This is a genomic window from Streptomyces sp. NPDC041135, from assembly GCF_055592085.1.
Genome location: NZ_JBVIYZ010000008.1, coordinates 119980 through 141586, shown reverse-complemented (window position 1 = coordinate 141586; position 21607 = coordinate 119980). Strand labels below are relative to the sequence as shown.

The 21607-nt window shown below is 71.8% G+C and carries 16 protein-coding genes; 10 read left to right on the top strand and 6 right to left on the bottom strand.

All coding sequences use genetic code 11. From position 1 onward, the window contains the following. Window positions 1-179: 179 nt before the first annotated feature. From ACZ6CZ_RS20455 to ACZ6CZ_RS20435, 5 genes are all read left to right on the top strand, one after another. On the top strand, window positions 180-1946 hold the full coding sequence (locus tag ACZ6CZ_RS20455) for an SDR family oxidoreductase (RefSeq protein ID WP_469023393.1): 1767 nt from the start codon (window positions 180-182) through the stop codon (window positions 1944-1946). Between the two features lie 28 nt (window positions 1947-1974). Then, window positions 1975-2928 carry a MerR family transcriptional regulator gene (locus ACZ6CZ_RS20450; RefSeq protein WP_469022941.1) on the top strand — a complete coding sequence of 318 codons (954 nt, stop codon included), beginning with the start codon at window positions 1975-1977 and terminating at the stop codon, window positions 2926-2928. A gap of 125 nt (window positions 2929-3053) precedes the next feature. Continuing rightward, window positions 3054-3602 carry an RNA 2'-phosphotransferase gene (locus ACZ6CZ_RS20445; RefSeq protein WP_469023390.1) on the top strand — a complete coding sequence of 183 codons (549 nt, stop codon included), beginning with the start codon at window positions 3054-3056 and terminating at the stop codon, window positions 3600-3602. Window positions 3603-3653: 51 nt separating this feature from the next. After that, window positions 3654-4565 carry an LLM class flavin-dependent oxidoreductase gene (locus tag ACZ6CZ_RS20440; RefSeq protein WP_469022939.1) on the top strand — a complete coding sequence of 304 codons (912 nt, stop codon included), beginning with the start codon at window positions 3654-3656 and terminating at the stop codon, window positions 4563-4565. A gap of 111 nt (window positions 4566-4676) precedes the next feature. After that, window positions 4677-5600 (top strand): HAD hydrolase family protein, encoded by a 924-nt coding sequence (locus tag ACZ6CZ_RS20435; RefSeq protein WP_469022937.1) that lies wholly within the window; start codon window positions 4677-4679, stop codon window positions 5598-5600. Between the two features lie 33 nt (window positions 5601-5633). On the opposite strand, the gene cydD is transcribed toward ACZ6CZ_RS20435, so the two are convergent. Genes cydD through ACZ6CZ_RS20420 form a run of 3 tightly spaced genes read right to left on the bottom strand, consistent with a single transcriptional unit; the run spans window position 5634 to window position 11789 of the window. Continuing rightward, window positions 5634-9203 carry a thiol reductant ABC exporter subunit CydD gene (gene cydD / locus ACZ6CZ_RS20430; RefSeq protein ID WP_469022934.1) on the bottom strand — a complete coding sequence of 1190 codons (3570 nt, stop codon included), beginning with the start codon at window positions 9201-9203 and terminating at the stop codon, window positions 5634-5636. A gap of 57 nt (window positions 9204-9260) precedes the next feature. Next, window positions 9261-10265, bottom strand: a complete 1005-nt coding sequence (cydB, locus tag ACZ6CZ_RS20425) for a cytochrome d ubiquinol oxidase subunit II (RefSeq protein WP_469022932.1) — start codon at window positions 10263-10265, stop codon at window positions 9261-9263. 15 nt (window positions 10266-10280) lie between these two features. Beyond that, window positions 10281-11789, bottom strand: a complete 1509-nt coding sequence (locus ACZ6CZ_RS20420; protein WP_469022930.1) for a cytochrome ubiquinol oxidase subunit I — start codon at window positions 11787-11789, stop codon at window positions 10281-10283. A gap of 208 nt (window positions 11790-11997) precedes the next feature. On the opposite strand from ACZ6CZ_RS20420, the gene ACZ6CZ_RS20415 reads away from it, so the two are divergent. Next, window positions 11998-12372, top strand: a complete 375-nt coding sequence (locus tag ACZ6CZ_RS20415; protein WP_469023388.1) for a cyclophilin-like fold protein — start codon at window positions 11998-12000, stop codon at window positions 12370-12372. Between the two features lie 128 nt (window positions 12373-12500). On the opposite strand, the gene hisC is transcribed toward ACZ6CZ_RS20415, so the two are convergent. After that, a complete protein-coding gene (gene hisC, locus ACZ6CZ_RS20410; RefSeq protein WP_469022927.1) occupies window positions 12501-13580 on the bottom strand; it encodes a histidinol-phosphate transaminase in 1080 nt (359 codons plus the stop codon). 419 nt (window positions 13581-13999) lie between these two features. On the opposite strand from hisC, the gene ACZ6CZ_RS20405 reads away from it, so the two are divergent. The 3 genes from ACZ6CZ_RS20405 (at window position 14000) to ACZ6CZ_RS20395 (ending at window position 17488) form a co-directional block, all read left to right on the top strand. After that, window positions 14000-15109 carry a LacI family DNA-binding transcriptional regulator gene (locus tag ACZ6CZ_RS20405; protein WP_469022925.1) on the top strand — a complete coding sequence of 370 codons (1110 nt, stop codon included), beginning with the start codon at window positions 14000-14002 and terminating at the stop codon, window positions 15107-15109. A 266-nt stretch (window positions 15110-15375) separates the two neighbouring features. Next, window positions 15376-16455: a metallophosphoesterase gene (locus ACZ6CZ_RS20400; protein ID WP_469022923.1), complete on the top strand. Its 1080-nt coding sequence runs from the start codon at window positions 15376-15378 to the stop codon at window positions 16453-16455. A 181-nt stretch (window positions 16456-16636) separates the two neighbouring features. Further along, window positions 16637-17488 (top strand): hypothetical protein, encoded by an 852-nt coding sequence (locus ACZ6CZ_RS20395; RefSeq protein WP_469022920.1) that lies wholly within the window; start codon window positions 16637-16639, stop codon window positions 17486-17488. A gap of 52 nt (window positions 17489-17540) precedes the next feature. Here ACZ6CZ_RS20395 and thiC read toward each other — a convergent pair whose 3' ends face one another. Beyond that, window positions 17541-19325 carry a phosphomethylpyrimidine synthase ThiC gene (thiC, locus tag ACZ6CZ_RS20390; protein WP_469022917.1) on the bottom strand — a complete coding sequence of 595 codons (1785 nt, stop codon included), beginning with the start codon at window positions 19323-19325 and terminating at the stop codon, window positions 17541-17543. A 241-nt stretch (window positions 19326-19566) separates the two neighbouring features. On the opposite strand from thiC, the gene ACZ6CZ_RS20385 reads away from it, so the two are divergent. Beyond that, on the top strand, window positions 19567-21039 hold the full coding sequence (locus ACZ6CZ_RS20385) for a YibE/F family protein (protein WP_469022915.1): 1473 nt from the start codon (window positions 19567-19569) through the stop codon (window positions 21037-21039). 114 nt (window positions 21040-21153) lie between these two features. On the opposite strand, the gene ACZ6CZ_RS20380 is transcribed toward ACZ6CZ_RS20385, so the two are convergent. Then, window positions 21154-21591 (bottom strand): SsgA family sporulation/cell division regulator, encoded by a 438-nt coding sequence (locus ACZ6CZ_RS20380; RefSeq protein ID WP_469022912.1) that lies wholly within the window; start codon window positions 21589-21591, stop codon window positions 21154-21156. Window positions 21592-21607: the final 16 nt, after the last annotated feature.

Sequence of the window (21607 nt, the reverse complement as noted above, 5' to 3'; positions counted from 1 at the left end):
GTCGCCACCGGCCCGGACGACGCGGTGTCCGCGGTCGGGGTACCCCTGTGTGCCGGGTCCGGGCATCCCCTGTTGACGCGACCTCTGACAACTGTCACATTCACCGGTGTCACGTACGAACGCGGATCGCGGCCGGTGGGGACGGCCCGGACGCGCTGGGCGGAGGACAGGTGACGGCAGTGGGCACACCGGCGGGACTCGGGGACGCGAGGGAGCGCAGGGTGCGCACCGGCGGGGTCGAGCTGTGCGTGGCGGAGCTGGGCGACCCCGCGCGGCCGACGGTGCTGCTGGTGCACGGCTACCCGGACAGCAAGGAGGTCTGGTCGCGGGTCGCGGTCCGCCTCGCCGACCGCTTCCACGTGGTGCTGTACGACGTCCGGGGCCACGGCCGCTCCTCGGCGCCGAAGCCGCTGCGCGGCGGTTTCACCCTGGCCAAGCTGACGGACGACTTCCTCGCGGTCGCGGACGCGGTCAGCCCGGACCGCCCGGTGCACCTGGTGGGGCACGACTGGGGCTCGGTGCAGTCCTGGGAGTTCGTCACGGTCGCCCACACCGAGGGCCGCATCGCCTCCTTCACGTCGATGTCCGGCCCGTCCCTCGACCACTTCGGGCACTGGATCGACGCGCGCGTGAAGCGCCCGACGCCCCGCCGGGTGGGCCAGCTCCTGGGCCAGGGCGCCAAGTCCTGGTACGTCTACCTGCTCCACACACCGGTGCTGCCCGAGCTGGCCTGGCGCGGCCCGCTCGGCAAGCGCTGGCCGGGCATCCTGAGGCGGGCCGAGAAGATCTCCGGGGAGGACTACCCGACGCCGTCGCTGCCCACCGACGCGGCGCACGGGGCGTGGCTGTACCGGGACAACGTCCGCGCCCGGCTGCGCAGGCCCCGCCCGGACGCCTACGCGCACGCGCCCGTGCAGCTGATCGTCCCGGAGGGCGACGCCTTCCTGTCGCAGCGGCTCTACGACGACCTGGAGCGGTGGGTGCCGCGGCTGACCCGGCGCACGCTGCCCGCCAAGCACTGGGTGCCGCGCACCCGCCCGGACCAGCTCGCCGCGTGGATCGGGGAGTTCGTCGCCTCCGTCGAGGACGGCCGCCCCGGGCCCTCGGCCCCCGGCCGGCACGCCGACCGCTTCGGCGGGCAGCTCGTGCTGGTCACCGGCGCGGGCGGCGGCATCGGCCGGGCCACGGCGCTCGCGTTCGCGGAGGCCGGCGCGCGCATCGTGGCGGTCGACCGCGACGCCGGGGCCGCCGCCCGCACCGCCGAGCGGTCCCGGCTGATCGGCGCCCCCGAGGCGTGGGCGGAGACGGCCGACGTCTCCGACGAGCAGGCCATGGAGAAGCTCGCCGAGCGGGTCCACAGCGCGTACGGCGTGGTGGACGTGCTGGTCAACAACGCCGGGATCGGTCTGTCGGGCTCCTTCTTCGACACCACCACCGAGGACTGGCGCGCGGTCCTGGACGTCAACCTGTGGGGTGTGATCCACGGTTGCCGCCTCTTCGGCGGACGGATGGCGCAGCGCGGCCAGGGCGGCCACATCGTCAACATCGCCTCCGCGGCCGCCTATCAGCCCTCCCGGGTGCTTCCCGCCTACAGCACCTCCAAGGCGGCCGTGCTGATGCTCTCCGAGTGCCTGCGCGCCGAACTCGACGGCCAGGGCATCGGGGTGAGCGCGATCTGCCCCGGGATCGTGAACACCGGCATCACCTCCACCGCCCGTTTCGCCGGCGCCGACCCCGCCGAGGAACGCCGCCGGCAGCAGAAGTCGGCCCGCCTGTACGGGCTGCGCAACTACCCGCCGGAGAAGGTCGCCAGGGCGATCCTGGAGGCCGTCGTCCACAACCGGGCCGTGGTCCCGGTGACGCCGGAGGCGCGCGGGGCGCACGTCATGTCGCGTTTCCTGCCAGGGGCGTTGCGGGCGCTCGCGCGCGTCGACCCGAAGCTGTGACCGCTCCGGTGCGCCGCAGGAGAACCGCATGACCGACGAGCCCACGGCCTACCGCATCGAGGACCTCGCGCACCACACCCGCACCTCGGTCCGCACCATCCGCGCCTACCAGGACCGCGGACTCCTCCCGCGCGCCGAACGCCGCGGGAGGGCCAACGTCTATTCCGACGTCCACGTCACCCGCCTCCGCCAGATCGCCGACCTGCTCGACCGGGGCCATACCCTGGCGTCCGTCAAGGAGTTGCTGGACGCCTGGGACACCGGGCGCGGCCTGGGCGGCGTCCTCGGCCTGGTCGCCGAGGTGGAGGGTCCGTGGACCGACGAGGAACCCGCCCGCGTCTCCCGCGCGGAGCTGGACGCCCGCTTCGGCGGTTCCCCCGGTGACAGCGCCGTGGCCGAGGCGATCGACCTCGGCGTGCTGCGGCCGGCCGACGACGACCCGGACTCGTTCGTCGTCCCCAGCCTCCAAGAGCTGTCCGTCGCCGCCGAGTTGTACGCGGCCGGGGTACCCCTCACCGCCATCGCGGACCACTTGAGGGAGTTGAGGGTGCAGGTCGAGCACATAGCGTCCCGTTTCCTGGAGTTCACCACCGAGCACGTCTTCGGCCGCTACCTCGACGATCCCGGCCGTCGCACCGACGCCCACGCCGCCGAGGCCGCCTGCCTCGTACGGCGCCTTCGCCCGCTGGCCCAGCAGACGGTGGACGCCGAACTCGCGCGCGCGATGCGGATGTTCGCCACCAGCACCCTGCGCACGCGACTCGGAGCGGCGCAGGCGCCGCGACCGGAGGAAGGGACCCGGCCCGTGCACCTGCCCGCGGAGACGATCCGGGCCGTGCAGCGGCTGGTTGGCGCGGAGCGGGCACCGGAGTTCATCGCGCTGGCCGCCGAACGGGAGGTCCTGGCACGCGCCTTGGACGATATGGCACCAAGAACCGGCACAGGTGGTGCTCTTGACGAAAGGCGTGGTGATGTCCAGTAGTTGTCCACAAAAGCTTCAACTGGCCTGTGGATAACCACACTTGCCTGTGGATCAAACCTCGGGGCGAAAACAACCTGCGTGACGCGTGTCTCGCCCGGCACCCTGTGGACATGAACGAGAGTCCCATGGACGACAGACGCACGGTGAGGGTGTCGAAGTACCTCTCGAAACACCTGCGCCACCAGCCCGAGCGGATCGGGCTGACCCTGGACGCGGCCGGCTGGGTCGAGATCGACACACTGATCGCCGCGGCCGCCGCGCACGGCTTCCCCTTCACCCGCGCCGAACTCGACCACGTGGTCGCCGCCAACGACAAACAGCGCTTCGCCGTCGAGGGCACCCGGATCCGCGCCAGCCAGGGCCACAGCGTCGACGTCGACCTCCGGTTGCCCCCGGCGACCCCGCCGCCGTACCTCTACCACGGGACCGTGGCCCGTCACCTGGACGCGATCCGCGCCGACGGCCTGCGGCCCATGAACCGGCACGACGTGCACCTCTCGGCCGACCGCGAGACCGCGACCCGCGTCGGCGCCCGCCGCGGCCGCCCCGTCGTCCTCGCGGTGGACGCCGGTGCCATGCACCGCGACGGGCACGTCTTCCACGTCAGTGCCAACGGGGTGTGGCTGACGCGTTCGGTGCCGCCCCGCTACCTGCGCTTCCCCGGACCGCACTGAGGCCCGGTGTCCGTTTCGGCGTGCCCGGTGCGGCCGCTTAGGCTCGTAGGCATGAGTCTGCGTCTGAGTACCGTGATCCTGCCGTACCGCCGCTGGAGCGAGGGTGGCCGTTCGACGTGGGAGCGGGCCGAACAGCTGGGCTTCCACACCGCGTACACCTACGACCACCTGTCCTGGCGCACCTTCCGCGACGGGCCGTGGTTCGCGGCCCTGCCCACGCTGACCGCCGCCGCGGCCGTCACCGACCGGCTGCGCCTGGGCACGCTGGTCACCTCACCGAACTTCCGGCACCCGGTGACCCTCGCCAAGGAGCTGATCTCCCTTGACGACATCTCCGGCGGCCGGGTCACCCTCGGCATCGGCGCCGGCGGTACCGGCTTCGACGCGACCGCCCTGATGCCGAGCGGCCAGGCCCCCTGGACCCCGCGCGAGCGCGCCGACCGCTTCGCCGAGTTCGTCCCGCTGCTGGACCGGCTGCTCACCGAGGACACGGTGTCCTACGACGGCACGTTCTACTCGGCCTTCGAGGCGCGCAACATCCCCGGCTGCACACAGCGCCCCCGGCTGCCGTTCGCGGTCGCGGCCACCGGACCGCGCGGGCTGAAGCTCGCCGCGCGCCATGGACAGGCCTGGGTGACCACCGGCGACCCCAAGCTCTACGAGACGGGCACGCCCCAGCAGTCGGTCGAGGCGCTGCGCGGGCAGATCGGCAAGCTCGCCGAGGCCTGCGCGGCGACGGGCCGGGACGTCGGCGCGCTCGACAAGGTGCTGCTCACCGGCTTCACCCCGGACCGCGGGGAGCCGTTGCGGTCCCTGGACGCCTTCGTGGACTTCGCGGGCCGCCACCGCGAGCTGGGCTTCACCGAGATCGTCGTGCACTGGCCCATCCCGGACTCGGACTTCGCCGCGGACCAGAAGGTGTTCGAGCAGATCGCCACGGAGGCCCTGACCCAGCTGGGCTGAACCGGGCTGCCGTGCCCGCCCGGTGGGACGGTTCGGCGGGGCCTGCGCTGTATGCGGCCGGGTGCGATCCGTGACTCATCTGTGCACGGTTCCGCCCGGCCGTGCGCGCATATGCGCGAGAATGGCCCGGTGACCTCTGCGACGCGACAGCCCGAGCCCCCGGCCTCCCCCACGCCTGAGACCCCGCTGGAGCAAGGAGGTGCCCTCGTCGTCCCGCCACGGCTGATCGCCACGGATCTCGACGGCACCCTGCTGCGCGACGACAAGTCGGTCTCGCCGCGAACCGTCGCCGCCCTCGCCGCGGCCGAGCAGGCGGGCATCGAGGTCTTCTTCGTCACCGGCCGCCCGGCCCGCTGGATGGACGTCGTCAGCGACCACGTGCACGGTCACGGCCTCGCCATCTGCGGCAACGGCGCCGCCGTGGTCGACCTGCACGGCGGGCCCGGCGCCCACCGGTTCGTGAAGGTGCGCGACCTGGCCCGGCGCAACGCGCTCGACGCCGTACGACTGCTGCGCGACGCGGCACCCGGCACGGTGTTCGCCGTCGAGCAGACCTACGGCTTCCACCAGGAGCCGGACTACCCCAAGCTGCACGTGGAGATACCGGACACCCTGGCGCCCGCCGAGGCCCTGCTCGCGGCCGACGGCCCGGGAGGCGACGAGCCCGTGCTCAAGATCCTCGCCTACCACCCCGACCTCGACCCCGACGCCTTCCTCACCCTCGCCCGCCTCGCCATCGGGGACCGGGCCACCGTCACCCGCTCCAGCCCGAGCGCCCTGCTGGAGATCAGCGGACCCGGCGTCTCCAAGGCCAGCACCCTCGCCCTGTGCTGCGCGGAGCGCGGGATCTCGCACGAGGAGGTGGTGGCCTTCGGTGACATGCCCAACGACGTCGAGATGCTGACCTGGGCCGGGCAGTCCTACGCGATGGGCAACGCCCACCCGGACGCCGTCGCCGCCGCCTCGGGCCGCACCGCGGCCAACAACGAGGACGGTGTCGCAGTCGTCATCGAGAAGCTGCTGGCCCAGCGGTAGCGGTCCCGGCGCCGCTCTCCCGCGGCGCCGGGCTCAGGAGCGGGACCACGCGGGCGACCCCACCAGGGGTTCGGTCGGCGATTCCGCCCGTGCCTCCCGCTCCGCCATGCCGCGCAGCGGCCCGTCCACCGCCATCAGCTCCTCGTACCTCCCGCGCTGCGCCACCCGCCCCGCGTCCAGCACGATCACCTCGTCCACGGCTTCCAGACCCGCCAGCCGGTGCGTGATGAGCACGGTCGTACGGCCCTCGGTCGCGGCCAGCAGGTCGGCGGTGAGGGCGTCCGCGGTGGGCAGGTCCAGGTGTTCCGCCGGTTCGTCGAGGACGAGGACGGGGAAGTCGGCGAGCAGCGCGCGGGCGAGTGCGAGGCGCTGGCACTGGCCGCCGGACAGCCGCGCGCCGTGCTCGCCCACCAAGGTGTCCAGGCCGTCGGGCAGTCCGTCCACCCAGGTGAGCAGCCGGGCCCGGGCCAGCGCGTCGCGCAGCTCGGCCTCGGTGGCGCCCTTCCTGGCGAGCAGCAGGTTCTCGCGCACCGAGCTGTCGAAGAGGTGCGCGTCCTGGGCGCAGAGTCCGACGAGCCGGCGGACGTCGTCGCCGTCGAGCGCGCGGGCGTCCGTGCCCGCGAGCGTGTAGGAGCCGGCGGCCGGGTCGAGGAACCTGAGCAGCACCTGCGCGAGCGTCGACTTGCCCGCGCCGGACGGCCCGACCACGGCGATCCGGTGCCCCCGGCGCAGGGTGAGGTCGAGACCGGCGAGTGCGTCCCGGTGCCGTCCGGGGTGGCGGGCGGTCAGGCCGGCGAGCACGAGGGGAAACGGCGACGCGGGTGCCGGCCGGGGCCGCCGAGGCTCCCGTACGGGCTCGGGGGCGTCCAGGACCTCGTACACGCGCTCGGCGCTCCTGCCGACCCGCTGCCGGTGCCGCACGGCGAGCGGCAGGCCCAGTACGGCCTCGAAGGCGGCCAGCGGGGTGAGGACCACCACGGCCATCGTGACCCCGTCCAGCCGGTCAGCGGCGACCGCCTGGGCGCCCAGCAGCGCGGCGGCCGTCACGGTCAGGCCGCACACCAGCGCGGTGAGCCCGTCTCCGAGCGCGGTGGCGGTGGCGGAGCGTGCGGCGATCCGGGTGAGGGTGCCGTCGGCCTTCCGGGCCGCCTCGGTGCGGGCGGGCAGCGCGCCGGCCACCGACAGTTCGGCGGTGCCGGTGAGCAGGTCGGTCACCCGGGTCGCCAGGGTGCCGCGGGCGGGCGCCAGCCGCCGCTCGGCCCGCCGGGCCACGGCGGCGGTCACCAGGGGCACCCCGGCGCCCGCCGCCAGCAGGCCCACCGCGAGCGCGGCGCCGGCCGCGGGCAGCAGCCAGGCGGTGAAGGCGACGGAGACCGCGGAGACGGCCGCCGCGACCGCGGCGGGCAGCAGCCAGCGCAGCCAGTAGTCCTGGAGCGCGTCCACGTCGGCGACCAGCCGGGACAGCAGGTCGCCCCTGCGGGTGGTGCGCAGCCCGGCCGGCGCCAGCCGCTCCAGGCGCCGGTAGACGGCGACCCGGGTGTCGGCCAGCATCCGCAGCACGGCGTCGTGCGACACCAGCCGCTCGGCGTACCGGAAGACGGCCCGGCCGATCCCGAAGGCGCGGGTCGCCGTCACGGCCACCATCAGATAGAGCACCGGGGGCTGCTGCGCGGCGCGTGAGATGAGCCAGCCGGACGTCGCCATCAGTCCGACCGCGCTGGCCGGCGCCAGGGTGCCGAGCAGCAGCGCGAGGGCGAGCCGTCCGCGCCGCGGTCCCGCGAGCGCGCGGACGCGGCCGAGGACGCGCCCTCCGCCCGGCGCCGCACCATCCGCCGGTGTCCCGTCACCGGCGTCCGCGCCGCCGTCCCGCTCGGGGGTCATGGAGGAACGGGGTGCCCTGGGGCCGGGGAGCAGGGCTGGGGAACCGGGGTCTCGCGCGGTTGCCGGCTCCGGCTCCGGCCGCGCGTGCGCCTCGGGCGTCTCCAGGCGCACCACCCGGTCCGCCAGCCCGAGCAGCGCCGGGCGGTGGACGACGAGCAGTACCGTCCGGCCCACGGCCAGCCGCCGTACGGCCGCCACGACCTCGGCCTCCGTAGCGCCGTCGAGCGCTGCCGTCGGCTCGTCCAGCAGCAGTACGGGCCGGTCCGCGAGGAAGGCCCGGGCCAGCGCGAGCCGCTGCCGCTGGCCGGCGGACAGCCCGGCACCGTCCTCGCCGAGCACCGTGCCGGCCCCCTCGGGCAGCGCGTCCACGAACTCCAGCGCGCCCGCGTCCCGCAGCGCCGCACGCACGGCGGTGTCGTCCGCCCCGGGCCGGGCGAGCCGTACGTTCTCCGCGATCGACCCGGCGTACAGGTGCGGCCGCTGCGGCACCCAGGCGACCCGCGACCGCCACTGCTCCAGGTCGAGGCCGGTGAGGTCGGCTCCCCCGATGCTCACCCGGCCCGCGGTGGGCCGGACGAATCCCAGCAGGGCGGCGAGCAGCGTCGACTTGCCCGCGCCGCTCGGCCCCACCAGCGCGACCGTCTCACCGGGCCGCACGGTGAACGACACCCCGGACACGGCGTCCTCGGCGCGCCCGGGGTAACGGACCGTGACGTCCTCGAAGGCCAGCGCGCCCGAGGGCACCGCGCCCGTCCCGGACCGCGGCAGCGGACTCTCCAGTACGGCGAAGATCTCCTCGGCCGCCGCCAGGCCCTCCGCGGCCGCGTGGAACCGCGCGCCCACCTGACGCAGCGGCAGATAGGCCTCGGGGGCCAGCACCAGGATGACGAGCCCGGTGTACAGGTCCATGTCGCCGTGGACGAGCCGCATCCCGATCGTCACGGCGACCAGGGCGACCGAGAGCGTGGCGAGCAGCTCCAGCGCGAACGAGGAGAGGAAGGCGATGCGCAGGGTGCGCATGGTCGCCTGCCGGTATTCACCGGTGATCCGGCGGATGGACTCCGCCTGCGCCTTGGCCCGCCCGAAGACCTTGAGCGTGGGCAGCCCGGCGACCACGTCGAGGAAGTGCCCGGACAGCTGCGAGAGCAACCGCCACTGCCGGTCCGTGCGCGACTGGGTGGCCCAGCCGATCAGCATCATGAACACGGGGATGAGCGGCAGCGTGGCGGTGATGATCGCCGCGGACACCCAGTCCTCGGTGACGATCCGCGCGAGCACGGCCACCGGCACGACCACCGCGAGGCCCAGTTGGGGGAGGTAGCGGGAGAAGTAGTCGTCGAGGGCGTCGACACCGCGGGTGGCGAGGGTGACCAGCGAGCCGGTGCGCTGTCCGTCCAGCCACTGCGGCCCGAGGTCCACGGCCCGTGCCAGCAGCCGGCGGCGCAGCTCGGACTTCACCGCCGCGCTCGCCCGGTGTGCGGCGAGTTCGGTGGCCCAAGCGACCAGTGCCCGGCCGGCCGCGACGGCCACCAGGAGCAGCAGGGGAGCGCGCAGTTCGCCGGCCGACAGGCCGCGCTGGAAGGCGCCGACCACGAGGTCGGCGATGAGCATGGCCTGGGCGATGACCAGCCCCGCCCCGAGGGCCCCCAGGCCGGTGACCGCCACCATGAACCACCGCGTGGCACGGGCGTAGCGGAGAAGACGTGGATCGATCGGTTTCACGTGAAACATGCCCTTCGGCCCAGGGGTGTGTTTCACGTGAAACACACCCCGTCGGACTCAGTGCGCGGCGTCGGCGATGTGCTGTGTGCCGATCCGCTTGCGGAACACCCAGTAGGTCCAGCCCTGGTAGAGCAGGACGAGCGGCGTGGCGATCGCCGCGCACCACGTCATGATCTTCAGGGTGTACGGGCTCGACGAGGCGTTGGTGACCGTGAGGTTCCAGTCCGCGTTGAGCGAGGACGGCATGACGTCCGGGAAGAGCGACAGGAAGAGCATCGCCACGGCCGCCACGATGGTCACGCCGGACAGGGCGAAGGACCACCCTTCACGCCCCGCCCGGTTGGCCACCAGGGCGGCGAGCAGCGCGGCGACCGCCACGACCAGGGCCACCAGGCTCTTGCCGTCCCCGCTGTCGGCCTGGGTCCACACGAGGAAGACCAGCGCCACGGCGGCGGTGACGAGACCGACCCGTCCGGCCAGTTTCCGGGCCCGCTCCCGGATGTCCCCGACCGTCTTCAGCGCGGTGAACACCGCACCGTGGAAGGTGAACAGGGTCAGCGTCACCAGGCCGCCGAGCAGCGCGTACGGATTGAGCAGGTCGACGACGTTGCCGGCGTAGTTGAAGTCCCGGTCGATCTTCACGCCCCGCACGATGTTGCCGAAGGCCACGCCCCACAGGAACGCCGGGACCAGCGAACTCCAGAAGATCGCCGTCTCCCAGTTGCGCTGCCAGTTCTCCTCGGGCCGCTTCGCACGGTACTCGAAGGCCACACCCCGGACGATCAGGGAGACCAGGATGACCAGCAGGGGCAGGTAGAAGCCGGAGAAGAGCGTGGCGTACCACTCGGGGAAGGCGGCGAAGGTCGCACCGCCCGCGGTGAGCAGCCACACCTCGTTGCCGTCCCACACGGGACCGATGGTGTTGATCAGCACCCGGCGCTCCGGACGGTCGCGGGCCAGCAGCTTGGTGAGGATGCCCACCCCGAAGTCGAAGCCCTCGAGGAAGAAGTAGCCCGTCCACAGGACGGCTATCAGGACGAACCAGACGTCGTGAAGTTCCATGACTGCTCCTTCGGCCTAGTACGAGAAGGCCATCGGCTTGTCGGCGTCACGGGTGTCGCCGCCGATCGTCGTGGGCGGGTTGAGGTCGGCCTCGGTCAGCTCGGGCGGTCCGGCCTTGACGTACTTCACGAGCAACCGGACCTCGACCACGGCGAGAACGGCGTAGAGCGCCGTGAACACCAGCAGCGAGGTGAGCACCTCGCCCTGGGAGACACCGGGGGAGACCGCGTCCCGGGTCTGCAGGACGCCGTAGACGGCCCACGGCTGGCGGCCCATCTCGGTGAAGATCCAGCCCCAGGAGTTGGCGATCAGCGGGAAAGCCAGTGTCCAGACGGCGATGCGCCAGTACCAGGCGGTGAGCTTCGGGCTCAGGGCCTTGCGGGGGAGCAGCACCAGGTGGGGCACCTCGTCCTCGCCCACACGCAGGTGCTCCGGCAGCATGAACTTCTTCCGCGTCAGCCAGAGCCCGGCCAGGCCGATGGTCAGGGACGCCATGCCGAAGCCGATCATCCAGCGGAAGCCCCAGAAGGCGACGGGGATGTTGGGCCGGTAGTCGCCGGGGCCGAACCTCTGCTGCTCGGCCTTGTTGACGTCGTTGATCCCGGGGACGTACGAGGTGAAGTCGTCGTTCGCCAGGAAGGACAGCAGGCCCGGTACCTCGACGGCGACACTGTTGTGGCCCTTGTCCACATCGCCGTAGGCGAAGATCGAGAACGGCGCCGGGCCCTGGCCGTCCCACAGCGCCTCGGCGGCGGCCATCTTCATCGGCTGCTGCTTGAACATGACCTTGCCGAGGGTGTCGCCGCTGACCGCGGTGAGCAGGCCGGCGACGACCACGGTGATCAGGCCCAGCCGCAGCGAGGTCTTCATCTCGCGGATGTGCTTCTTGCGGGAGAGGTGGAAGGCGGCGACGCCGACCATGAAGGCGCCACCGGTCAGGAAGGCCGCGGAGAGGGTGTGGAAGGCCTGGCTGAGCGCCGTGTTCTGGGTCAGCACGGCCCAGAAGTCGGTGAGCTGAGCGCGCCCCTTCGCCTCATCGATCCGGTAGCCGACCGGGTGCTGCATCCACGAGTTGGCCGCGAGGATGAAGTAGGCCGACAGGATCGTGCCGACCGAGACCATCCAGATGCAGGCCAGGTGGATCCGCTTGGGGAGCTTGTCCCAGCCGAAGATCCACAGGCCGATGAAGGTGGACTCGAAGAAGAACGCGATCAGGGCCTCGAAGGCGAGCGGCGCGCCGAAGATGTCTCCGACGAAGCGCGAGTAGTCCGACCAGTTCATGCCGAACTGGAACTCTTGCACGATGCCGGTGACCACACCCATCGCGATGTTGATCAGGAAGAGCTTGCCCCAGAACTTCGTCGCCCTGAGGTACTTCTCCTTCTCCGTGCGCACCCACGCGGTCTGCAACCCGGCCGTGAGGGCGGCCAGGGAGATCGTCAGGGGGACGAACAGGAAGTGGTAGACGGTGGTGATGCCGAACTGCCAGCGTGCCAGTGTCTCCGGCGCCAAAGCCAACTCCACGTCTCAGTCTCCTTACGTCGCCGAGCTACAGCGGCGGCTTGCCCCTTTTGTCACGCACATCACGGGAGCTACCGGACGCGCTTGTGAAAGCGTTCACATTCACAAGCCATTATGACGTACCGATTTTCGACGTGGCACCGGGGGGTCACCTTCGCCGGAACGGTCAACCCCTTGGCAGCGACTTCAACATCTTGTTGACTTGCGCGCCATGCAGATACGGATTTCCTGGCCCGCGGGACACCTCACCGCGACCCTCGGCGACACCCCGACGACCCAGGCACTCGCCAAGGCGCTGCCTCTCGCCTCCAGCGCGCACACCTGGGGCGAGGAGGTCTATTTCGATACGGGAGTGTCTGTTTCACGTGAAACGGACGCCCGGCAGGTCGTCGAGCGGGGCACGGTGGCCTTCTGGACCGACGGCGACGCCCTCGCCCTCCCCTATGGGCCGACGCCGATCTCGCGAGGCGACGAGTGCCGCCTCGCGAGCCCGTGCAATGTCCTGGGGCGCGTGGACGGGGACGCCGGCATCCTGGCGACCGTGCGGGACGGCGACCCCGTGCGTGTGGAGGTGGTGGGCGAATGATCACCGTGCGGGGACGACGCGCCCCGCACGGATCGGGTGCGGAAGGTCCCGCTCAGCGGGGAGCGAGCCGCCACGAAGTTCCCCGGGCCCCCATGAGAATCCTCGGGAAGCGGTGAAGCCGCTCACCCTCACAGCTGCTTGCGGAACTCCTCCGCCGCCTTCAGGAAGATGTCGTTCGCCTCGTCCTCCCCGATCGTCACCCGGACGCCCTCGCCCGCGAACGGCCGGACGACGACGCCGTGCTCCTCACAGGCCGCCGCGAACGCGAGCGTGCGCTCCCCCAGCCGCAGCCACACGAAGTTGGCCTGGGAGTCGGGAACGGTCCAGCCCTGGCCGCGCAGGGCGTCGACCACGCGGGTGCGCTCGCACACCAGCGAGCCGACCCGCCCCAGCAGCGCGTCCTCGGCCCGCAGCGAGGCGATCGCCGCCTCCTGCGCGATCTGGCTCACCCCGAACGGCACCGCGGTCTTGCGCAGCGCCGCCGCCACCGGCTCGTGCGCGATGGCGAAACCGACGCGCAGTCCGGCCAGGCCGTAGGCCTTGGAGAAGGTCCGCAGCACGCAGACGTTCGGCCGCTTGCGGTACAGCTCCACACCGTCGGGCACCTCGGGGTCGCGGATGAACTCCCGGTAGGCCTCGTCCAGCACCACCAGCACGTCAGCGGGCACCCGGTCGAGGAACCGCTCCAGCTCCGCACGCCGCACGGCCGTCCCCGTGGGGTTGTTGGGGTTGCAGACGAAGATCAGACGCGTCCGGTCGGTGATCGCGTCCGCCATCGCGTCCAGGTCGTGCACCTCGCCGGGCGTGAGCGGCACCTGCACCGACCGGGCCCCGCTGATCTGCGTGATGATCGGGTACGCCTCGAACGACCGCCAGGCGTACATGACCTCGTCCCCGGGGCCGCTGGTGGCCTGGATCAGCTGCTGGGCGACACCGACCGAACCGGTGCCGGTGGCCAGGTCGGAGAGCGGCACACCGAAGCGGTCCGACAGTTCCTCCATCAGTCCGGTGCAGGCCATGTCCGGGTAGCGGTTGAAGGAGCAGGCCGCCGCGGTGACGCTCTCCATCACGCCGGGCAGCGGCGGATACGGGTTCTCGTTGGAGGACAGCTTGTACGCGGCCTGCCCGCCGGCCGCGGCGGGCTTGCCCGGCTTGTAGGTGGGGATACCCGCCAGCTCGGCGCGCAGCTTGGGGCTCGTCTCGCTCACCGCAGTCCTCCTCGCGACCACCGGCGGACCGTCGACGCCGCCGGCTTCCAATGCTGCTTACCTTATGAGGATTCGCCGCCGCCGGACACAGCTGTGCGACGAACCCCTCCGACCCCGGGGGCATCACGGGCATCATCGCCCGAAGGCGTACGTACCGGGGGGCGCGCCGTACATATATCTACGCGCCGGTAGCTCACTCCCTGGCGCGCATCCCCCGTGAAGGTGAGTTGAGACCTCTTCGAGACATCGGGGGGTCGGCAGGCCCATACGCGTCGACACGTCACGTCCTGCAAAGAAAGCGATCAACTGCCTTTGTTTCCAAGGCAGTTGATGCTTATCGACCTTGCAGAAACGTGCCTGTCAATGTGTGCATATGCGTCCGCACTACCCCACCGCATGAGCCCTACTATCGGCTCGCCATGACAGCAGCAGGGAAGCACCAGGTGAGCCGCGCGGAAACCTCACGTCGAGGAAGCCGGCCGGGCCGGGCGGGCATCAGAGACGTGGCCGCCGCCGCCGGGGTCTCCATCACGACCGTCTCCGACGCCCTCAACGGCAAGGGCCGGCTCCCGGATGCCACCCGGCGCCACGTCCGTGAGGTCGCCGACCGGCTGGGGTACCGCCCCTCGGCCGCCGCCCGCACCCTCCGTACCGGCAAGTCCGGACTGATCGGCCTGACCGTGACGACGTACGGGGATGAACCTTTCACCTTCACGGAGTTCGCGTACTTCGCGGAGATGGCCCGGGCCGCCACCTCGGCCGCGCTCGCCCGCGGCTACGCCCTGGTCATCCTGCCCGCGACCTCCCGCCACGACGTGTGGTCGAACGTCGCCCTGGACGGCACGGTCGTCATCGACCCCTCCGACCAGGACCCGGTGGTCAGCGAACTCGTCCGGCAGGGCCTGCCGGTCGTCTCCGACGGCCGCCCGGCCGGCTCGCTGCCGGTCACCGCCTGGGTCGACAACGACCACGAGGCCGCCGTCCTCGGCATCCTCGACCACCTCGCCGCCGCGGGCGCCCGCCGCATCGGCCTGCTCACGGGCACCACCACGGACACCTACACCCACCTGTCCACCACCGCCTACCTGCGCTGGTGCGACCGGGTCGGCCAGGACCCGGTGTACGAGGCCTACCCGGCGCACGACCCGTGTGCGGGTGCCGTCGCCGCCGACCGGCTGCTCGCCCGGCCCGACCGCCCCGACGCCGTCTACGGCCTGTTCGACCCCAACGGCACCGACCTGCTCGCCGCCGCCCGCCGCTACGGCCTGCGCGTCCCCGAAGACCTGCTGCTGGTCTGCTGCAGCGAGTCCACCGTGTACGCCAACACCGAACCGGCCATCACCACGCTCTCCCTCAAGCCCCGCCGCATCGGCACGGCCGTGGTCCAGCTGCTCATCGACGCCATCGAGGGGGTCGACTCGGACCGGCCCGTCGAGCAGGTGATACCGACCGAGCTGATCGTGCGCACCTCATCGCAGCGGCGCCCGCCGCGCACGACCATCAGCCCGCCGCGGCTCCCGGAAGGGTGAGCGCGGCCCCCGGCACACCCGGCGGCGGAACCCGCCGCCGGTGGTCCGGCGGAGCTCCCGCACCGGAGCGAGAGGCCCGGCACCTGGACGAACCCCTGCCCAAACGGGGCGAAAGCCGCGGCGAACCGGAGTCTTGCTCTGATTCACCACCCCTGGGTCACCACACAGCGCTACGCGCATTCCTATGATGGGCCCACGACACCGCGGGCCGCTGCGACCAGGCAGTCCGAAGCGGTGCAGCTGCGGCGCGATGGTGGAGGGGTCTGATGACTCAGGGGGCCGGTCGGGGACCCGAGGTGGAGCGGACGGCGACGTTGCGCGACTTCCGGGTACCCGCGTACGTGCACGAGACCGGTCCGTTCGCCACCAGCACCCAGCCGGGCGAGACCACCCGGCCCGTTCCGGACACCTACCCGGACGGGTACACGCCGACCCAGCGCGACCTGCCCGTCATCACCCGTGGTGACACGCTTCAGGTCCCCGCCGAACCGGCTCCCGCCCCGGCCCCGCAACCTCCCTCGGCCGGCCCCGGCCCGCTGTTCGTCGTCGGTGACGTGCACGGTTACCTCGACGAACTGGTGAGCGCCCTGCGGGAGCAGGGCCTCATCGACGCCGCGGGCCAGTGGTGCGCGGGCACCGCCCGACTGTGGTTCCTCGGCGACTTCACCGACCGCGGCCCGGACGGCATCGGCGTCATCGACCTGGTCATGCGGCTGTCCGCCGAGGCGGCCGCGGCCGGCGGCTACTGCAAGGCCCTGATGGGCAACCACGAACTGCTGCTGCTCGGTGCCAAGCGGTTCGGCGACACGCCCGTCACCTCCGGCGCGGGCACCGCCACCTTCCAGGCGGCCTGGCTGCTCAACGGCGGCCAGAAGACCGACATGGACCGTCTGCAGGACCACCACCTGCAGTGGATGTCCCGGCTCGACGCGGTCGAGGAGGTCGACGGCTACCTGCTCCTGCACTCCGACACCACCGCCTACCTCGACTACGGCGACTCGATCGAGGCGGTCAACGACACCGTCCGCGAGGCCCTCACCCGTAACGACGCGGACGAGGTCTGGGACCTGTTCCGCAAGTTCACCAAGCGCTTCTCCTTCCGCGACGAGGGCGGCGCGGACGCCGTGCGCTCCCTCCTCGACACCTACGGCGGCAGCCGGGTGGTGCACGGTCACAGCCCCATCCCGTACCTGCTCGGCGAGGTCGGCTCCGAGGACGGCGAGGAGGACGGCGGCCCCGTGGTCGAGGGACCGCACGTCTACGCGGGCGGGCTCGCCATCGCGATGGACGGCGGAGTGACCATGGCCGGAAAGCTGCTGGTCCAGCAACTTCCCCTGGACAACTGACCGTTCCCTCGGCAGCATCCCGCAGGCGGACCGCGCGGGTCCGGCACCCAATTTTCCGGCAACCCCCTGTCACCGCGTCCCGTCGCGGCTCTACCATCGGCTTATCCGTAGCAGGCTCCCCTCCGTTTCTGCCCGACGGCTCGCCGGCGTGCGAGCCCCCAGCCCTACGGAGCATCGGGGGATGCACATGAACAGCGTTCCGCAGCACCTGCTGAGCGAGGACCGCCAGGAATACGAGCGGATCCTCGATGAGGCGCTGCGCTCCGCACCGCACCGGCCCGAACTGGCCGCTGTGGGGCAGCGGCTCACCACCGAACAGCTGCGCACCATGGCACTGAACGCCATCGCCCTGATCACCGCGGCCGCGACGGCCGAGTACCAGCACTACGTGACGGTCCGCGAACAGCTGCGCCGTCCGACGCCGGCCCCCACCTCGTCGCTCCGGGAGTCCGGTTCCCCCGAGACGGTCGAGCCGGGCGTCGCCACCGCCCTCGGCGAGGCCGCCACCGGCGCGGGAGCCGTCGCCGTGGTCGCCGTCCTGGCCCCGGTGCTCGCCGGGACCGCCGCCGCGCTCTTCCTGCTCGTGGGCTACATCCTCACTCTGCTGGACCCCGAGCCGGTGTTCGCCCGGACCATGCTCACCGTCGGCTGGGTGTTCGCCGCGGTCACCGCGGCCGCGATCCTCGTCGCCGCCGTCGGACTGCTGCTCACCGCCCTGCGCAACAGCCCGGCGCCGTCCACGGGACCCGAGGGCGAGGCCGGCGGGGAGGTGGCCCGGGCCAGAGAGGCCTGGCGGGAGGCCCTGCTGGAACGCGGCATCCTGCCCTTCCTGCGGGACGCGCTCGCCGAGCCGGGACCGCCGCGGCGCCGCCCGACCCCACCCGCCGCGGCCGGCCGCATGCCCCGCCTCGGCTACGGACGCCCCGGCTTCAGCAGCCCCGACGACGGCACCGCGTCCGGCTCCCGCCCCAGCTTCACCAGCCCGGACTACAGCAGCCCGGACTACGGCGGACCGGAACACCAGCCGGAGTGACGGCTCGACCGGCACCACCCGCCCGGCGACGGGCGGGTCGGCGACGGCCTGGTCACTCCGCGAGGGGCAGATAGACCCGGTTGCCCGCGGCCGCGAACTCCTTCGACTTCTGGGCCATTCCCTCCTCGATCTCACCCCGGCTGCCGCCGTGTTCGCGGCGGATGTCCTGCGAGATCTTCATCGAGCAGAACTTCGGGCCGCACATCGAGCAGAAGTGGGCCGTCTTGGCGGGCTCGGCCGGCAGCGTCTCGTCGTGGAACTCCCGTGCCGTGTCCGGGTCCAGGGCGAGGTTGAACTGGTCCTCCCACCGGAACTCGAACCGCGCGTCGGACAGCGCGTCGTCCCATTCCTGCGCGCCCGGGTGCCCCTTGGCGAGGTCGGCCGCGTGGGCGGCGATCTTGTAGGTGATGACACCGGTCTTCACGTCGTCCCGGTTGGGCAGCCCCAGGTGCTCCTTGGGCGTGACGTAGCAGAGCATCGCCGTCCCCCACCAGGCGATCATGGCCGCACCGATGCCGGAGGTGATGTGGTCGTACGCCGGCGCGACGTCCGTCGTCAGCGGGCCGAGCGTATAGAACGGAGCTTCATCGCAGATCTCCTGCTGAAGGTCGATGTTCTCCTTGATCTTGTGCATCGGGACGTGTCCCGGGCCCTCGATCATCGTCTGTACATGGAAACGCTTCGCGATCCGGTTGAGTTCCCCGAGCGTGCGCAACTCCGCGAACTGCGCCTCGTCGTTGGCGTCCGCGATGGAGCCCGGCCGCAGGCCGTCGCCCAGCGAGTACGTGACGTCGTAGGCGGCGAGGATCTCGCACAGCTCCTCGAAGTTCTCGTACAGGAAGGACTCCTTGTGGTGCGCCAGGCACCACGCGGCCATGATCGAGCCGCCGCGCGAGACGATGCCGGTCTTGCGGTTGGCCGTGAGCGGGACGTACGGCAGGCGCACCCCGGCGTGCACCGTCATGTAGTCCACGCCCTGCTCGGCCTGTTCGATGACCGTGTCCTTGTAGATGTCCCAGGTCAGTTCCTCGGCCCTGCCGTCCACCTTCTCCAGGGCCTGGTAGAGCGGCACCGTGCCGATGGGGACAGGGGAGTTGCGCAGCACCCACTCGCGAGTGGTGTGGATGTTGCGGCCGGTGGAGAGGTCCATGACCGTGTCGGCGCCCCAGCGGGTCGCCCAGGTCATCTTCTCCACCTCCTCCTCGATGGAGGACGTCACCGCGGAGTTGCCGATGTTGGCGTTGACCTTCACCAGGAACCGCTTGCCGATGATCATCGGCTCGATCTCCGGGTGGTTGACGTTGGCCGGAAGGACCGCGCGCCCCGCGGCGATCTCCTCCCGGACCACCTCGGGCGAGACGTTCTCCCGGAGAGCCACGAACTCCATCTCCGGGGTGACCTCGCCCCGGCGGGCGTACGCGAGCTGGGTGACCGCCTGACCGCTGCGGCCGCGGCGCGGCTGACGCGGACGGCCGGGGAACACCGCGTCGAGGTTGCGCAGACCGCCCCGGGGCGAGGTGTGCTTGATGCCGTCGTCCTCGGGACGGACGGGCCGGCCGGTGTACTCCTCGGTGTCCCCGCGGCCGATGATCCAGTTCTCCCGCAGCGGCGCGAGCCCCCGGCGGACGTCCGTCTCGGCGAGCGGATCGGTGTACGGGCCCGAGGTGTCGTACAGCGTGACCGACTGCCCGTTGGTGAGGTGCACCTGACGGACCGGCACGCGCAGGTCGGGGCGCGAACCCTCGACGTACGCCTTGTGCCAGCCGATGGACTTTCCGGCCTCCGGGGACTGTTCGTCCTGAGCGGAGGCAGGCGTGCGTGCGTCCTTGTGGGTCATGAGACCTACTCCCTACGCCGGCATTACCCGGTAACAGGTTCGGCGGTCGACGCAGCGGCTTCCGTCCGGCGGCGTTTGTTGTGGAACGTCGCTCGTTCCACGTGAAACATCGCGAATACGGAGGTCAGCGCCCTCTCAGCCCGGTGCTCCGAGCTCCCGCGTGTGCAAAGGTGCCTCCACGCTAGCGTCAATTCGGGCGCGGTGAACAGAGGGCCCCTGCCGTTCTTGCGATGATCGGGCGGTGACCACGACGCAGCAGTATCCCGGTCTGCCCCCCGAGCCCCCGCGCGGAGACGGCTCCGGAGAGGGCGGATCCGAGCACGGCGCGGATCGAGGCCATGGGCGGGAGGCTGGGCATGAGCGGGCAACGGGCGGCGGGCACCGGCACATCGCCGGGGGCGGGCACAGCCACGGTCACACGCACAGTCACGGCCCGGCCGCGCCCGTCTCCCAGCACCTGCGCAAGGTCATCGCGGCCGTGCTCATCCCGTTCACGGCGGCCGTCGTGGTCGGCCTCGTGGTGCTGTGGCCCGGCGGTGCACCGGTGCACGAGCGCACCGGGGTCGGTTTCGACCGGCAGACGCAGCAGGCCACGGTCACCGCGGTCGCCGAGGTCAGCTGCCGGTCGGTGAACGCCTCCGGCGGCTCCCCCACCGCAACCGCCTCCGGGACCGACCCCGCGCGGCAGAAGGAGAACGGCACCTGCAAGAAGGCGACGGTCCGGGTCGACACCGGCCACGACACGGGCCGTACGTTCATCGAGATCGTGCAGCCCGACCAGACCCGGCAGTTGGAGCAGGGTGAGAAGGTCGTGGTCGCCTACGAGCCCTCGGCGCCGAAGGACCTCCAGTACTCGGTCACCGACGTGGTCCGCACGTTCCCGATGGCGCTGCTCGCCGGGGTCTTCGCACTGGCGGTCGTCGTGGTGGGCCGGCTGCGCGGGGTCATGGCGCTGGTGGCCCTGGCCGTGAGCTTCCTGGTGCTGACCTTCTTCATCCTGCCGGCGATCCTGGAGGGGGCGAACCCGCTGCTGGTGGCGGTGGTCGGTTCGAGCGCCATCATGCTGATCGCCCTGTACATGTGCCACGGCCTGTCAGCGCGTACGTCGGTGGCGGTGCTCGGCACCCTGGTCTCCCTGTCGCTGATCGGCCTGCTCGGCTCGGAGTTCATCGACTGGGCGGCGCTGACCGGCAACACGGACGACAACACCGGCCTCATCCACGGGCTGTACCCGTCGATCGACCTGAGCGGCCTGCTGCTGGCCGGCGTCATCATCGGGTCGCTGGGCGTGCTGGACGACGTGACGGTGACCCAGACGTCCGCGGTCTGGGAGCTGCACGAGGCGAATCCGTCGATGGGCTGGCGCGGACTGTACCGGGCGGGCATCCGCATCGGCCGCGACCACATCGCGTCGGTGGTCAACACCCTGGTCCTGGCCTACGCCGGGGCCGCGCTGCCGTTGCTGCTGCTGTTCTCGATCGCGCAGAGCAGCGTGGCGACCGTGGCCAACAGTGAACTGGTGGCCGAGGAGATCGTGCGCACGCTGGTGGGCTCGATCGGGCTGGTCGCCTCGGTACCGGTCACCACCGCCCTCGCCGCCCTGGTGGTGTCCGCCGACCGGCCCGCCCTGACGGAGCTTCCGGCGGGAGGGGCGCCGGCGGGCACCCGGTCCACCACGGCACGCGGTCGCGGGGGCCGACGGCGCAAGCGGTGAGACCCGGCGGGCCCGGCGGCTGAGGGCCGGACCCCTGTGGAGAAGCGTTCCTGCTCCGTGTCGGACGTCAGGGCGGACAGGGGACAGGGCGGAGGCCCGCGGCGTGTCGATGCCTCAGCCGGCGCTCTGCTCCTCGGCCAGGATGCGGTCGAGGGCCTCTTCGAGGTGGGCGTCGAAGTCGGCGAGCGCTCCCTCCTGGCCGAGCGGGACGAGTTTGTCCGTCCGGTCGAGGAAGGCCACCAGCGGCGGCGCCGAGGACCGGAACAGGGCCTGGTCGCCCCCGACCTGAAGCCGGATCAGCACCTCGCCCAGCACTTCCGTATCGGCGGGCGCGATGTGCACATCCCCCTCCCCGCACGGCCGGCCCACGCCGTCGATCAGCAGTTCCCGCCCGAAGGCCCAGGTCACCGGGGCGTCTCCGGGCAGATGGAAGGTCAGCCGGACGGCATAGGGATCGCAGGTCTCGTAGCGCAACTCCACGGGGATGCGGAAGGAGAGTTCCTCGGAGACGAGGAAACTCATCATGACTTCTGCTTGTACGGACTCGCGCATCGCTTACCCCGTCAGA